Raw genomic sequence first — 14,066 nt, 5'->3', positions numbered from 1 at the left:
CGGTGGGAGGCATCCCCCCGGGTGTGAAGCGGCCGCGAGGCGGGTATCCGGACCGTTCGACTCCGCGCGGCAGAATCGGCGGTGCGGAGCTCCTCGCGGTAACGTCCCCGGAAGAATGTTGTGACTTTCCTTGCGATTCGGCTTGCGTTGAGCCCCCCGAGGATGTTCGCTTTGAAAAATCGCTCGTGACATCCGGTACGCGGCAGGCCCGCGGCCCAACCGAAGGAGGACACCACCGTGGTCGCCGCGGCGGACGCCCAGAACTACGTTCAGAAGCTCGGTATCACCCACGACCAGGTGGTTCAGGAACTCGGTTGGGATGAGGACACGGACGACGACCTGCGGGCCGCCGTCGAGGACACCATCGGATCGGACCTGCTCGACGAGGACTCCGACGAGGTCGTCGACGTGGTGCTCCTCTGGTGGCGCGACAGCGACGGGGACCTCGTCGACGCGCTCATGGATGCGATCGGCCCGCTCGCAGACGAGGGCGTCGTCTGGGTGCTGACCCCGAAGACCGGCCGCGCGGATCACGTCGAGCCCAGCGAGATCGCCGAATCGGCCACGACCGCCGGCCTGACCCAGACCTCGACCGCCAACCTCGGCGACTGGGTGGGCAGCCGGCTGGTGCAGCCGAAGGCCGCCCGCACCAAGCGCTGAGCGCACCGCTCAGTTCACCTCCACCGAAGTAAGGACGACCGACGCGATGGCGATCGAGGTGGGTGCCGAGGCGCCCGATTTCACACTCAAGGACCAGAACAACCAGGAAGTGACCCTGTCGAGCTTCCGCGGGCACAAGAACGTGCTGCTCGTGTTCTACCCGCTGGCGTTCACCGGGGTCTGCCAGGGCGAGCTGTGCGCCGTGCGGGACGACCTGCCGACGTACGAGAACGACGACACCGCGATCATCGCCGTCTCGGTGGGGGCCTCGCCCACGCACAAGATCTGGGCCGCCGAGCAGGGCTACACGTTCCCGCTGCTGTCCGATTTCTGGCCCCACGGCGCCGTCGCCCAGGCCTACGGCGTGTTCAACGACAAGTTCGGTTTCGCCAACCGCGGCACGTTCGTCGTGGACAAGGACGGCATCATCCGGTTCGCCGAGGAGAATCAGCCCGGCGAACCCCGTGACCAGGGCGCTTGGGTGCGAGCGCTGGCCGCGCTAAAGTCCTGAGGCACAGTCCGGCGGCGCGAGCCGTCGGATTTGCGGGCGTGTAGCTCAGTGGTAGAGCTCTGGTTTTACACACCAGCGGTCGGGGGTTCGAAACCCTCCGCGCCCACCAGGGGAGTGGCGGTGAAAGACCTGGTCAGCGGCCGGTCCCTCACCGCTCGAGGGGGCTTCTGCCCACCCGACATCCACTGCAGGGCCTTTACGTTGACACCCGCGGACACGGCCAGGCCGGGGCCGCGGTGTGCCGGGGATCGTGCGGCGTCACCCGGGGTCTTTGGGCTCTGTCGTGGCCGGGCCGGGTTTGCTGTGCTCGTGTTGTGAAGGTGCCGCTGCTCACGTCGTTCGAGGGCTATCGGGCCAACCAGATGGGACGTGACCTGCTGGCCGGCCTGACGGTGTGGGCGGTTCTGGTGCCCGAGGCCCTCGCGTACGCCACGATCGCCGGGGTGTCCCCGGTGATCGGCCTGTATGCCGCGCCCGCGGCGCTGCTCCTCTACGCGCTGTTCGGCAGCTCCCGGCACCTGGTGGTGGGGCCGATGGCGGCCACCGCGGCGCTTTCGGGTGCTGCTGTTGCCGGCATTTCCGGTGACGCCGATTCGGCAGCGCTGACGGCCGGTCTGGCGCTGCTGGTTGGTGCGCTCGGGATTCTCGCGGGGCTGTTGCGTCTGGGGTTTCTGGCTTCCTTCATCTCCGAGCCGGTGCTGAAGGGGTTCATCGTCGGCTTGGCGCTGACGATCATCGTCGGCCAGCTCCCGAAGCTCTTCGGAGTCCCGAGGGGAGAGGGGGACTTCTTCGAAAAAGCCTGGCACCTGGTCACGTCGCTGGGTGGGACGAACGGCTGGACGTTGGCCGTTGGCGCCGGCTCCCTTGCGGTCGTACTGGTCCTGCACAGGGTGTCGCCCCGGCTGCCCGCACCGCTGGTCGCGGTCGTCCTGGGAATCGTCGCCGTCTCGGTCCTCGGCCTCGACGCCAAGGGAGTGGAGATCGTCGGGCGGATCGAAGGCGGGCTACCTCCGCTCGGGCTCCCCGGCCTCCCTGGATCCGACTACGTCACGCTGCTCGCGTCGGCGGCAGGGATCCTGCTGGTGGCGTTCGCCGAGGGCGTCGGAGCAGCCAAGAACTACGCCGCCAAGGAACACTACGAGATCGATCCGAACCAGGAGCTGCTCGGGGTGGGCACAGCGAACATCGGCGCGGGACTGTCCTCCGGGATGATCGTCAACGGGTCCCTGTCGAAGACCGCGGTCAACGTCTCGGCCGGGGCGGTGTCGCAGATCTCTGGCATCGTCGTGGCGGCGCTGACGGTGATGACGCTGCTGTTCCTGACCGGTCTGTTCGCGAACCTGCCGGAGGCCACCCTCGCCGCCGTGGTGATCGCGGCCGTCACGAAGCTCGTCGACTTCCGGACGCTGCGCAAGTACGCGCGCCTGGCGACCCCGAGCCTGCGGCGGATCTACGGCGTCGCGGCGTACGCGGACTTCCTCGCCGCGGCGAGCGCCATGGTGGGTGTGCTGGTCTTCGACATCCTTCCCGGGCTCTTCCTCGGTGTCGCGGTGTCGGTCCTGCTCCTGCTGTTCCGGGCCTCGCGGCCCCACGTCGCCGAGCTGGGCCGCACACCGGACAAGAGCCGCTGGGTCGACCTGCAGCGCCATCCCGACGCGCTCACTGAGCCCGGAATCGTGGTGCTGCGGCCCGAGTCCGGCTTGATCTACGCCAACGCCGACAACGTGGCAGCGGCCGTACGCGGCCATGTCCATGACGACACGCGGGCCGTCGTCCTCGACACCGCAGCTGTGCCGGGAATCGACATCACCGCCGTCGAGATGCTGGACCGGCTGTATGCCGACCTCGAGCACCACCACATTCGGCTGCTCTTCGCCGGCGAGATCGGCCAGGTGCGCGACCTGCTCAGCGCGACCGGCATCGCCAGTGTCGTTACAGACGCACACTCGACCGTCGACGCGGCCGTCACCGCGGCCCGTCGCAAGCTCGACCACCCGCCGGACACCGACCAGAAGTCGGCGTGACGTCTCTGACGGCCGGTGGAGAGGCACCGGCCGTCAGGGCGGACCATTCCCAGTTGCTACGCGAGCGGTTCGATGTCGGGCAGTCTCCATGTCTTGTCGAACCACGGTTCCAGCGGACCGTAGAGCCGGACTATCGCGAACCAGCTCTTGCCGGGCAGGGTCTGGATCCAGTTGCGGCTGCCCTCCGGCCGTTCGGGACCGAAGTGGACGTCGACGGAGCCGTCCGCGTTCGAGATCATGTCGCGGTCGCTGGCAACGGTGGGCCATTCCTGGTCGGTCTGCAGCATCGACCGGGTCTGGGTGTCGTAGACGACGATCGACCAGAAGGTGTTGACCGGCACGTTCGGCGGGACGTGCAGCCGGTAGGTCCTGCCGCCGTCGAAGTGCGCGTCGGTGGCGTCGACGAACGCCGTGACATACTGCGATCCGGCGCCGACCATCTCCGTCAGGTACGCCGGACTCGATCCGCTCCCTATGAAGCCGAGCGCGGCGGCGGTGTCGAGCATCGCGGCGCCATTGTCCTGGAACTGGTAACCGGCGAAGAGGAAGACCCGCCAGGCGCCGTCCGGGTAGTAGCGTGCCTCGGGCTGGCGGACCCGGTAGAGGAGCGCGCGGGCGGTCGCGTCGCCGACCGCGGCTGCCTCGGTCAGGATTGCCCGCATCCGCTCGTCGGGGTCGAACGGTTTGCCGTGCTGGATGCCGACGGCGGCGAACATCCCCAGCGTGACCGGGTCGGATGACTCCGGCAGCTCGGACTGCACCACCTCGTTGAGCAGCTCCCAGTACTGGTAGTCGGCGGCCGGGATGGTGACCCACGGCTCGAAGGAGACGTTCACGAATCGCATCGGCGGCGGGTCGTCGGCCTGAGCCAGCGGGTAAGCCCGGGTCTTCGCCTTGATCATGTCGGCGGCCGGATGCGGGTCGCCGTGCTCGTCGCGGAAACCGCGCGAGACGAGGCACATCCCGTAGCTACGGGACCGCACCACGAAGTAGCCGTCCGGGACCTCGCCGTCGTATGCAGGCGGCAGGAACAGGTACTTGCCACCCTGGCCCTTGTCGGGTCCGGTGGCGCCGATGTCGACGACCCAGCGCCCCCACGAGTCGTCGATCAGGCCGTACACGTCGGGCGGGGCGTCCAGGACGAGGGGTCCGTCGTGGAGGTCGATCCACATGTAGAAGTACACAACGGTCGTGTGCATCGCCGGTCCGACGGTGCACGGGTGGCACAGGTCCTCCCAGAGCGCCATCGTGGTGTTCGCCGGGCCCCAGCGCAGCAGCCCCCGGCGCCACGCCGCCCACGACACCGGATGCTGCGCCAGCAGGTACGCCTGCACCGCCCGCTGGAAGTCCAGGTTGTCGAACAGTGTCCGGGTCGTCTCGTCGTCCGGGACTCCGTCGAAGGACCGCAGCGTGCCCAACCGGGTGCGGACCTCGTCCGGCATCTCGATGCCGGGCGGAATCGGGGTGCTGTTCGCAGGTGAGGTCATCGCGTCCTCCTGTGTCGATAGCCCTTGCCGAGATTCTCCGCCGCCGACCCGACGGCTCGCGCCACCCACTCAGGATGCGCCGTCTCTGCCCTCACTGTGTGCCGGATCGACGAGGGAACACGGGACGGCGTGGTACACCCGTCACGGTCTCGAGGTCGCCGGTTGTGGCATTCATGAACCGCTGCCCTGGGTGGAAGGAGCGCACTCACCTGGGTGAGGCCGACCTGGAGGATGGTGACGGGTATCCCCGTAGCGCGTACGCACGACGCCGGGCATGTCATAGGTGCCGTCGAGCAGCTGCTGCAACCCACGCTGCCCAGCAGCCTGTCCAGGGTCCGGTACCTCACCGCCGGAAGGGCTTTGCCCACATTCGCCCGAGCTCGCGCCTCCGAGAGGGCGCTCGCGACCGCCTCGAGGTCGTCGTCGAACAGCCGACCGAGCTGTCAGTGCGTTCGTTGAGCCAGTCGAGCGCGCTTCGGTGATCTTCACCGACCGTGTCGATACCCAAACGATGGCCGCGGCGTCGAAGCCGGCTGCGTACATCAGGCTCTGCCCAGGTGCCCGTGATCGGTTCGCTCGAGTTGGTTCTCGATGACGACGGTGCGGCCGTTGTCGTCCTCCGCCTGGATGTCGAAGCAGAATTCGCCGACAGCGACCTGTGTGGACACGACCGTCAACGGCCTCTCGAGCTACTCAGCCGGGAGGTCGATGTTCTCGGCAAGCCAGGGCGTGAAATCACCTGCTTCTGACGTCCGGACACTGAGTGGGTCCGCGACTCGGCGCAGCCTTCCGAGGTCATTACCGTCCAGCTCCATGGTTGCGATTGTGCGGGCGGCACCAGCCACCGGCGGCCGATTCTCCCAATCGAGGACCCGCCGCTTTTGAAAGGCACAGAAACGGGTAGGCGGAGTTCGCGAGGTTACCCCGGACTGGGAAGGCCCAGCTTCGGTCTGTTGCGGTCACCGGGAGAGGTAGAGATGGGGTTCTGGCTCTACAAGTGCAACGCCGCGGAAGGCGGGCCGTCCGGGTATTACGGTGACTGGCTACGGGGCGTGTTCAGTCGAGGTGCACCTGTCGAGTGGGGCGGGGACTACTCGACGCTGTCGGGTGAGGTGTCCAAGCATCTCGCCGAAGAAGTGACGGCCGGGGACGTGGTGGCGGCCTATCAGACCGATTCGAAGTCCGTGGTCGGGTTCTGCACGGTCACCAAGCTGACTGGGGAGCCCGGCGTTCGCAGAATCTACTTGCAGCCCATCCACTGGCTGACGCCGGCGTTCCCGGTGCACGAGCGAAAAGCGGGGACGCCCCTGGAGAGCTCGAATGCAGTCAACGGCCCCGCGGCGTTCCGCGAACTGCCGGATGCCGAGATGCAGGCCCTCGTGACGCTCAGTGGCGCACCCGATCGTGTGCTCGAGGGCAAGCCCGCGAAGGACGGATGGCGTCCTGTTCCGATACGCGATCCCAGTGAATTGATTGTGCCCCTCGACGAGGTCTGGGCCGGCCACACCCGCGGCTACTACGGCCTGGAAGAGTCGTGGCGGCAGGACGGCGTGGTTCTCGCACCCAAGTCGGTGACGTTCTTCGCGAGCTTGGACGATCTGCGGGACTACTTGCGGTGGAGGGTCGGGCAGTGGGAGGCGGACGGGTACGTGAGGACCGTCGGCGTGGAATTCCGAGCCACGGCGGCCCAACTCGTCGACGGTGACGAAGGCACCGGCGCAATGGTGACGTTGGAACCGTTCACCTACCGCGACACCCCTCCCGAGTTCGGAGGGACCGGCGACTGACGCCCGGAGGTGCCGTTCCGTCGGTCTACCGCGTGGTCTTCCCCGCCCTCTCAGCCGCTCCGCAGTGAGGCCGGATGGACGGCACAGCGTACGGACTACACGGCCCGGCAGCCGTCCGGCGCTGCGCCGACTGCCCGACCCGATCCTCGAATCGTTCCGGCGGGTAACGAGTGCCGCTCGTTCGTCGCCCCCTCGGGTATGCGCCGGTCCCGCAGTGCCTGCTCCGGTGACCACCCCGACTCGAGCGTGCGCAACGTCGTCACCTACATTCGGGACCGGCTCGAGGAGTCCGAGACCCTGCAGCAGGCGCAGACGGCACCATGCAGCCGTTCTCGGCGAGCCAGGACCTGCACAGTGAATTCCTCGCCGCGGTGATCGGGAGCTATGGACTCCTCGGCGGACCGGTCGGCGCAGATCCTCGACAACCAGAGGATGTCGCAGAAGCTGCTGGTGGCGTTGTTTCCGACCGTCTATGAGCGCCTGAAGGGTGCAGTCCAGCACTGTTCGCCTACTCGGAGAAAGTCAGTCGATGGTGTAGTAGCGGTGGTAGGTCCCGTAGCCGGTTGGTTTGCGTCCGATGACTCCGCGCGCGACCAGTCTTTGCAGCCGGTCCTCGGCCTCACGGCGGGTGATGAAGAGCGAACCGGCGACCGTGCCCTCCGACTGGAAGGCGTCGTTCTCGACGAACAACTCGAAGGTTTGCCGGTCGCGGTCGTCGTCGAGCCGAGCCTGTATCGCCCGACGATGGGACGGCTCGAGCAGCGCAGCGGCACGTGCACTCGACAAACGCTTGCGTCGGGAGACGAACAGGTCGTAGGTCTCGCGGTCACGTCGGGTCGGTAGCAGGGCTTGCACCTCACGCCTGAAAGTCATGATCGCATCGAAGGGGTCGGGTTCCGCGGAGGGCACCGTCTCGGACTCCTCGGCCGGGGTGCCGGCATTCATCGCCGCGGTGTCCCGAGGCTCGCTCTCGTCGACGTCGTTGACGTTGTCGATCGGGCGGTAGATGCCGTCGGACAGTTGCTCGACCCGGCCCATCACGACAAGCATCGCGAGTCGTTCCAGGGCGTCCTCCGGGGTGATGCCCGATCTCCTGGCGAGGTACGTGACGGTCACCGGCTTCGGTCGAGCACGCACGATGTGCAGGGCTTCGAGTGCCGCGTCCTCCGAGCAACCGGCGGATTCCTCGTCCGGGACGTCATTCGGGGCGGGGCCGGCATCGTCAACGACGGGTGCGAGGCCCGCGAGGGCAGCGGCCGCGGCAGCGGATGGGTCGTCGTCCTCGATGACGATGCCGTTGGGCAGAGTGATTCTCACGATTCCCTCTTCGTGACCCGGAGTGGCGCTGTCGTCGCCTGCTATGTCCAGCCGGGTCCACGCGAGTCGGGGGGCGAGACGAACTCGACGGGTACGTCGTTGACCACGTTTTCGGTGAACGAGAAGCTGCCGTCCTCGAAGTGGGTCGGTCTCGCCAGGCGCAGCAGTCTGCCGTCGTCGTAGACGCCCATCACCCGCCAATATTCCTCGGCCCACCAGACTCCTTGGCCGAGCCGCACTTCGCCGGGTCTCACGGGGACCTCCCGGTCGGAATCGAGTTGCCGCCGTCGACAGGAGTATCGGCAATGTGCCCAGTTATGTTCCCGCGCTCATCGCGGCGACCAGGACCGGCAGGTCGTCCGCGACGACGAGGGACAGTGGGCTCTCGTGGGGCTTGCCGCTGTGCGTGATGATCAAGGCGGTCGGCGGGAGTCCGCCGTCGGCGGGTGGGGAGAGTTTCTTGAGGGCCTGCGGCACGGTCGTCTTGCGGGACAGATGGATGGCTCGATCGTGGGGCTCGACGAACTCCGGTGCCGCGCCCACGGTCTCGCCTTCGACGATCTCGTCGGTGGCCAGGCGGTGTGCGAGCCAGCGTGCGATGCAGTTGGTGGTCAGCAGACCGCGGTAGGTGCGGTCGTCGCAGATGGGAAACTGCGAGTAGTGGTGCCGGCGGATCTCCTCGAGGACCGAGCGGAGCGGATCGTCGAGTCCGAAAGACGCGAGTGGGCGTTGCGGGCGTTACGCAGATCGGCGAACGCGCGCAACGCCGGTAGATCGAGCCGGGTGTGGTGTCGCCGCGCGTAGTCCTCGGCCATCCGGACGAAGCCGGTCCGGCCGTCGTCGGTCTGGAGCTTCCATGTGAAATGGTTCTCGATCGCGGTGAACGCGGCCGGGAATCGGATCGCACCGCTTACCTCGTCCATCACGTTCCATCTGCCTGAGACAGGTCTGCGCTTTCGCAGACGGGAGTGGGCATCGATGAGATGTGACGCGTCTGTGGGACTTCTATCCTCCACCTTCGCGGATACGTACCGCCGATGGCCGCTCGGGGAGCCGGCAGCGCCGGCCGGGTGTCTCCGATCAGCACACCGCCTGACCGACCACTCCCGGCTCGACCCTTCGGACCTGTTGTGGCCCAGACTGAACGGAGTCGCGAGATCGTGGTCGAACGGCGGAACCAGGCACGTCGCCGATTCTCGCCGTCGGGCCGTCCGGAGGTCGTACCGTCGAACTCACGGGCCGGTCGTGATGCCACCGGCCACGGGCAGAATCGAGGCTCGTCGTGCGACTTCGTGGTACCGCAACGTCGTCCGCCGGGGTGGCACCCGCTTTTCCGGGCATCGCCCTTTCCGTTGTGTCCGCCGCGGCCGCGGCAGCAGTCGGTGTCCGCGCGGGCGCGGCGGCATCAGGGTCGTCGCCCATGCCGACGTGAACGGCGGCGGAAGGACCGGCACACCGGGACCGGGCGTCGCCGGAGCCCTGTTCCTCCCCCTTGCGGTCCAGAACTTCCTGATGGTCTACAACTCGACCGCCATGAACGTGGCCATGTCGGCCATAGTCGCGGATCTGCAGACCACTCTGACCGCCGTACAGTCGGCGATCTCGCTGTACTCCCTCGTCATCGCCGCGTTCCTGATCACGAGCAGCAAGCTCGGAGGCCGTCTCGGCTACCGACGAACCTTCGTCCTGGGCGCGGAGATCTTCGGGCTCGGCACGCTCATCACTGCCGTCGGCCCGAGTATCGTCTTCATGTTGGTCGGCTGGTCCCTGCTCCAGGGGATCGGCGTGGCACTCATGATCCCGGCCATGCTTGCCCTGCTCACCGACGCCCTGACCGGCGCCACGCGGACGAGGGCGTTGTCGACGATCGGGACGGTCGGCGGGGTCGCCGCGGCGGCAGGCCCCATCGTCGGTGGCGTGATCACCAGTTTCCTGAGCTGGCGGGTGTCGTTCCTCATGGGAACCGTGGTGACGGTTGTCGTGCTGCTCCTCATGCGCCGGGTCGCCGAACCGGGGCGACGCAGCGTTCCGGCGGAGGATCGCCGGTTCGACCTCCTGGGAGCGGTGCTGTCCGCGACCGGATTCGGGCTCCTCGTCGTCGGGACGCTGCTGGCCGGCAGGTACGGCCTGGTCCGGGCCCGGCAGGACTTCGAGGTGCTCGGGTACACGGTGCTCGAACGGGGCGGGGTGTCGCCCGTGCTCGTACTGGGCGGCGCCGGGCTGGTGGTCCTGGTCGCGTTCGCCGCGTGGGAGCGCCACCTCGTCACGAACGGTCGAGATCCGCTGGTGCGGATCGCGGTGCTGCGAAATCGGACGACGCGGGCCGGCTCGGAGACCCTGGCGATGCAGGCGTTGGTGACCGCGGGTGTCCTGTTCCTGGTGCCGGTCTTCCTGCAGACGACGCTGGGTTTCGACGCGCTGTGGAGCGGCCTTGCCATGCTGCCCGTGACGCTGGGGCTGATCGTCGCCGCCTCGGCGGCGGCCCGGCTCGTCGCCGGCCGCCGAATGACTCATCGGACCGCCCAGCTGTGGTCGTTCCTGTTCATGATCGCGGGCTGCGTCGCGGTCGCCGCCATGTTCGACCCGCGCGAGACGGGGCAGACCGCGACGGGCCTGGCGCTCGCGCCGGGGCTCTTCCTCCTCGGTGTCGGCCAGGGCATGACGATGACGCTGACCGACCTGATCCAGTCGACGCCGCCGGCGGAGGAGGTGAGCGACGTGACGGGCCTGTCGCGGAGCATCAACTACCTCGGGAGCTCACTCGGAGTGGCACTGGCCGGTGCGTTCCTGACGACGGCGCTGGTCTCCTCGTTCCAGTCGGGGGTGGACGACAGCGCCGTGCTGAACGCCGCGGAGAAGCAGCTCGTCCAGCAGACGGTAGACCAGCAGGTCCAGGTCACCGCGCTGAGCGACGACCAGGTCGGTGCCAACCTCGCGGCACGGGGCGTCGGGGGTCCCGCTGCCGACGAGCTCGTGCGGATCAACGCCGACGCCAGGAACCGGGCCCTGACCTTCGCCGTCGGCGCCATGGCGGTCATGTCGACCGTCGGCTACGTTGTCGCGCTACGACTCCCGCGGGTACCTGCCCGGCGTCGGTGACCGGGGGTGCCCTCGTTTGCGCAACCGCCCACGTCGGAGACCGGGACAGTCCTACACTCGGCGCATGGCTGCGCTGCGGGTGGCGGACGAACCGGTGGACTCTTCGAAGCTCGACAACCGGGCGCCGTCGGTGGCCCGGCTGTTCGTCGACCGGGTTGCGGCGACTCCCGAGGCCGAGGCCTTCCGGTATCCGAAGGGTGACGGCTGGGAGAGCGTGACCTGGAGGCAGGTGGGCGAGCGGGTCGACACGCTCGCCGCGGGCCTGATCGCCCTGGGGGTCCAGCCTCAGGATCCGGTCGCGGTCGCGTCGTCGACCCGGTACGAATGGGTGCTCGCCGACTTCGCGGTGATGTGCGCCGGTGCCGCGACCACCACGATCTACCCCACGACCAACGCCCCCGACGTCGCCTTCATCGTCGCCAATTCGGGCAGCGGCGTCGTGATCGCGGAGGACCGGACCCAGGTCGACAAGCTCGTCGCCCACCGCGCCGACCTGCCGAAGGTGCGGACCGTGGTGGTCATCGACGGCGAGGGCGACGGGGACTGGGTCATCAGCCTCGCCGACCTGGAGGACAGGGGCCGGAAACTGCTTGCCGAGTCGCCCCGCGTCGTCGCCGACCGGGTCGACGCGATCCGGCCCGAACAGTTGGCCAGCATCATGTACACCTCCGGCACCACCGGGAAGCCGAAGGGCGTGCTGCTGCCGCACTCGGGGTGGACGTACACGGCTGCGGCCGTCGACGCGGTGAACATCCTGGGACCCGACGATCTGAACTTCCTCTGGCTGCCGCTGTCGCACGCCTTCGGCAAGGTCATGCTGGCGCTGCCCCTGCAGATCGGTTTCACCACCGTGATCGACGGCCGCGTCGAGAAGATCGTCGAGAACCTCGCCGTCGTGCATCCCACCTTCATGGGCGCGGCGCCGCGCATCTTCGAGAAGGCACACGCCCGCATCGAGGCGATGATCGCCGAGGAGGGCGGGGCGAAGAAGAAGATCTTCGACTGGGCCCTCGGCGTCGGACTGCGTGTCTCGCAGGCCCGGCAGGAGGACCGCGCACCCTCTCGCCTCGACCGGCTCCGGTATCGGCTCGCCGACCGTCTCGTGTTCTCCACCATCAAGGAGCGTTTCGGCGGTCGCCTGCGGTTCTTCGTCTCGGCGGCGGCCCCGCTCGACCGTGCCGTGGCGCAGTGGTTCGACGCGGCCGGCATCATCATCCTCGAGGGGTACGGCCTGACCGAGACGTCCGCCGCGTCGTTCATCAACCGCCCGTACGCGTACCGGCTCGGCACCGTCGGCTGGCCCTTCCCGGGCACGGAGGTGCGGATCGCCGGCGACGGGGAGGTACTGCTGCGCGGGCCGGGCGTCATGGACGGCTATCACGAGCGGCCCGATGCCACCGCAGAGGCCCTCGAACCCGACGGCTGGTTCCACACCGGCGACATCGGGGAACTCGACGCCGACGGGTTCCTGCGGATCACGGACCGCAAGAAGGATCTGTTCAAGACCAGCCAGGGCAAGTACGTCGCGCCGTCCGCGATCTCCGCCACCTTCAAGGGCATCTGCCCCTATGCCAGCGAGATCGTCGTGTACGGCGAGAGCCGGCCGTACTGCGTCGCCCTCGTCGGTCTCGATGCCGAGGCGATCACGGAGTGGGCGGACAAGAACGGCATGGCCGGCAGGGAGTTCGGTGAGATCGCCCGGGACGAGCGGACCCGCGAGCTGATCGCCGGCTGCATCGACCGGCTCAACGACCGGCTCAACCGCTGGGAGCAGATCAAGAAGTTCACGGTCCTCGACCGGGAGCTGTCCATCGAGGCGGGGGATCTGACGCCCAGCATGAAGCTGCGCCGCAAGCTGGTGGTCGACAATTTCGCCGACCGGATCGAGCAGCTCTACGTCTGACGCCCGTCGCGGCTCACCGCCCTGCGGAACCTGCTATCGGGTGCTTGCGCCGACCGTGGCGTACGCCTCCGCCAGCAACGCGACGACGCCGTCGTCGAGCTGATCCGGGGTGGCGATGCTCAACCGGTGGGTCGTCACCTTTCCGGTGGTCGGGAAGGCCTCCCGCAGCTGCGGGTGATGGACCCGCCGCGGCAGGTCGATCGCGATCTCGAGCCGCGACGAATAGACGAATGCCGCCGCGAACACGCGACCGCGCCCCCACCGCACCTCGGCGGTGCGGACCTGCTCCTCGACGTCGTCGCCGAGGCCCAGCACGAGCGTGCGGAGCCGGCAGAACATGTCGACGGCGGCGGCATCCTTGTCGGCCAGGTAGTCGTCGATCGTCGCGTGCATCGCGGGCTCCTCGCCTGGGTGGCTCAACGGGACCGGCCGTAACGGTCGGCGAGCTTGTCTTCGGTGCTGCGCTCCACCGGAGCGGGCACCGGTTCGGCCTCGGGGGCGGCGGCCGGCGCCGGGTCCTTCCGCTTGCGGCGCTCGCGCAGCTCCGCCCATACGAAGTACCCCAGGCCCAGCGGCGCCATGATCCCGAACGCCACCCACTGCAGCCCGTACGACAGGTAGGGGCCGGCGTCGAGCTGCGGCAACGGGATCGTGCCCAGCCCCCCGGCCTGGTTCTCGGACAGCTGCAGGTATCCGCCCGTCAGCTCCAGGCCGGTGAACGCCGCGATCTGCGCAGGGTCGATCGAGTAGACCTGGGTGTGGCCGGCGTCGCGGAACGGGGTCTTGCCCTCGGCGGTCCCCTCGGACATCCGCAGGCGGGCGTCGACGGTCACCGGACCGGCCGGTGCCGGGGCGAACCCGGGGATCTCGGTGCCCCGCTCCGGGCGCACGTATCCACGGTTCACCAGGACGGTGCGGCCGTCGGCGAGCCGGAACGGCGTGAGCACCTCGTAGGCGGGGGAGGACTCGACGCTGCGCAACCGCACCAGCAGGTCCGAATCCGGGAGGTAGGACCCGGTCGCGACGACGCGCCGCCACTCGTCCTCCGGTGCCGGCGCGGCACCGGTCAGCAGCTCCTCCACCGGCACGGGGTCCGTGGCCAGCGAGGCGGTGATCCGGTCGTTGCGCTCCTCGGTGGTGGTGTTCTTGCCGAGCTGCCACGGCGCGAGCACGGTGAAGCACGCGTAGGCGAAGCCGCCCACCACCAGGGCCAGCACCAGCCAGCTCGGGCGGAGCAGGAACGTCAGTCGTCGCACGTAACCACGGTAACCGGTGACG

14 protein-coding genes and 1 tRNA gene are annotated in these 14,066 nt (G+C 68.5%); 7 read left to right on the top strand and 8 right to left on the bottom strand.

Going from position 1 to position 14,066, the window contains the following annotated elements:
- Positions 1 to 237 precede the first annotated feature (237 nt).
- The 4 genes from HFP48_RS16395 (at position 238) to HFP48_RS16380 (ending at position 3,195) form a co-directional block, all read left to right on the top strand.
- A complete protein-coding gene (locus HFP48_RS16395) occupies positions 238 to 660 on the top strand; it encodes a DUF3052 domain-containing protein (RefSeq protein ID WP_006947669.1) in 423 nt (140 codons plus the stop codon).
- A 46-nt stretch (positions 661 to 706) separates the two neighbouring features.
- Complete coding sequence (locus HFP48_RS16390; RefSeq protein WP_006947670.1) at positions 707 to 1,171, top strand: peroxiredoxin; 465 nt, start codon at positions 707 to 709, stop codon at positions 1,169 to 1,171.
- Between the two features lie 34 nt (positions 1,172 to 1,205).
- A tRNA-Val gene (locus HFP48_RS16385) sits at positions 1,206 to 1,280 on the top strand.
- 205 nt (positions 1,281 to 1,485) lie between these two features.
- Positions 1,486 to 3,195 (top strand): SulP family inorganic anion transporter, encoded by a 1,710-nt coding sequence (locus tag HFP48_RS16380; protein ID WP_161997020.1) that lies wholly within the window; start codon positions 1,486 to 1,488, stop codon positions 3,193 to 3,195.
- Between the two features lie 56 nt (positions 3,196 to 3,251).
- Here HFP48_RS16380 and HFP48_RS16375 read toward each other — a convergent pair whose 3' ends face one another.
- On the bottom strand, positions 3,252 to 4,682 hold the full coding sequence (locus HFP48_RS16375) for a DUF1254 domain-containing protein (RefSeq protein WP_006947674.1): 1,431 nt from the start codon (positions 4,680 to 4,682) through the stop codon (positions 3,252 to 3,254).
- A 542-nt stretch (positions 4,683 to 5,224) separates the two neighbouring features.
- Positions 5,225 to 5,350 carry a hypothetical protein gene (locus tag HFP48_RS32110; protein ID WP_256997112.1) on the bottom strand — a complete coding sequence of 42 codons (126 nt, stop codon included), beginning with the start codon at positions 5,348 to 5,350 and terminating at the stop codon, positions 5,225 to 5,227.
- A gap of 309 nt (positions 5,351 to 5,659) precedes the next feature.
- Between HFP48_RS32110 and HFP48_RS16370 the strand changes: the two genes are divergently transcribed.
- Positions 5,660 to 6,469, top strand: coding sequence for a hypothetical protein (locus tag HFP48_RS16370; protein ID WP_029544289.1), 810 nt, complete (start codon positions 5,660 to 5,662; stop codon positions 6,467 to 6,469).
- Between the two features lie 522 nt (positions 6,470 to 6,991).
- Here the strand turns inward: HFP48_RS16370 and HFP48_RS16365 are convergent.
- From HFP48_RS16365 to HFP48_RS31625, 4 genes are all read right to left on the bottom strand, one after another.
- Positions 6,992 to 7,786, bottom strand: a complete 795-nt coding sequence (locus tag HFP48_RS16365) for a hypothetical protein (protein WP_168579761.1) — start codon at positions 7,784 to 7,786, stop codon at positions 6,992 to 6,994.
- A 41-nt stretch (positions 7,787 to 7,827) separates the two neighbouring features.
- Positions 7,828 to 8,040, bottom strand: coding sequence for a hypothetical protein (locus HFP48_RS16360; protein WP_029544285.1), 213 nt, complete (start codon positions 8,038 to 8,040; stop codon positions 7,828 to 7,830).
- A 61-nt stretch (positions 8,041 to 8,101) separates the two neighbouring features.
- Positions 8,102 to 8,461, bottom strand: a complete 360-nt coding sequence (locus HFP48_RS31630; RefSeq protein WP_231386026.1) for a hypothetical protein — start codon at positions 8,459 to 8,461, stop codon at positions 8,102 to 8,104.
- The gene (locus HFP48_RS31625; RefSeq protein ID WP_006947688.1) at positions 8,398 to 8,709 is read right to left on the bottom strand and encodes a hypothetical protein; all 312 of its coding nucleotides are present in this window, start codon (positions 8,707 to 8,709) and stop codon (positions 8,398 to 8,400) included. Before HFP48_RS31625 ends, HFP48_RS31630 begins: the two co-directional genes overlap by 64 nt.
- Positions 8,710 to 9,214: 505 nt before the next feature.
- On the opposite strand from HFP48_RS31625, the gene HFP48_RS16350 reads away from it, so the two are divergent.
- Together HFP48_RS16350 and HFP48_RS16345 are read left to right on the top strand one after the other, a co-directional pair.
- Complete coding sequence (locus HFP48_RS16350) at positions 9,215 to 10,885, top strand: MFS transporter (protein ID WP_168579760.1); 1,671 nt, start codon at positions 9,215 to 9,217, stop codon at positions 10,883 to 10,885.
- A gap of 64 nt (positions 10,886 to 10,949) precedes the next feature.
- Positions 10,950 to 12,788, top strand: coding sequence for a long-chain fatty acid--CoA ligase (locus HFP48_RS16345; protein ID WP_006947691.1), 1,839 nt, complete (start codon positions 10,950 to 10,952; stop codon positions 12,786 to 12,788).
- A 33-nt stretch (positions 12,789 to 12,821) separates the two neighbouring features.
- Here the strand turns inward: HFP48_RS16345 and HFP48_RS16340 are convergent, their stop codons facing one another.
- Together HFP48_RS16340 and HFP48_RS16335 are read right to left on the bottom strand one after the other, a co-directional pair.
- Positions 12,822 to 13,181 carry a DUF5655 domain-containing protein gene (locus HFP48_RS16340; RefSeq protein WP_006947692.1) on the bottom strand — a complete coding sequence of 120 codons (360 nt, stop codon included), beginning with the start codon at positions 13,179 to 13,181 and terminating at the stop codon, positions 12,822 to 12,824.
- A 23-nt stretch (positions 13,182 to 13,204) separates the two neighbouring features.
- Positions 13,205 to 14,044 (bottom strand): SURF1 family protein, encoded by an 840-nt coding sequence (locus tag HFP48_RS16335; protein WP_006947694.1) that lies wholly within the window; start codon positions 14,042 to 14,044, stop codon positions 13,205 to 13,207.
- Positions 14,045 to 14,066: the final 22 nt, after the last annotated feature.

This window comes from Rhodococcus sp. DMU1 (genome assembly GCF_012272955.1).
Lineage (GTDB): Bacteria > Actinomycetota > Actinomycetes > Mycobacteriales > Mycobacteriaceae > Rhodococcus > Rhodococcus aetherivorans.
The sequence above is the reverse complement of the archived record's forward strand: the minus strand, read 5'-3'. Positions and strand labels throughout refer to the sequence as shown.

What these genes read in the sequence shown, in the direction of transcription:
- HFP48_RS16345 (WP_006947691.1), top strand. Translation starts at nt 10,950, where the DNA reads ATGGCTGCGCTGCGGGTGGCGGACGAACCGGTGGACTCTTCGAAGCTC.
- HFP48_RS16340 (WP_006947692.1), bottom strand. Translation starts at nt 13,181, where the DNA reads ATGCACGCGACGATCGACGACTACCTGGCCGACAAGGATGCCGCCGCC.
- HFP48_RS16390 (WP_006947670.1), top strand. Translation starts at nt 707, where the DNA reads ATGGCGATCGAGGTGGGTGCCGAGGCGCCCGATTTCACACTCAAGGAC.
- HFP48_RS31625 (WP_006947688.1), bottom strand. Translation starts at nt 8,709, where the DNA reads ATGGACGAGGTAAGCGGTGCGATCCGATTCCCGGCCGCGTTCACCGCG.
- HFP48_RS16370 (WP_029544289.1), top strand. Translation starts at nt 5,660, where the DNA reads ATGGGGTTCTGGCTCTACAAGTGCAACGCCGCGGAAGGCGGGCCGTCC.
- HFP48_RS16375 (WP_006947674.1), bottom strand. Translation starts at nt 4,682, where the DNA reads ATGACCTCACCTGCGAACAGCACCCCGATTCCGCCCGGCATCGAGATG.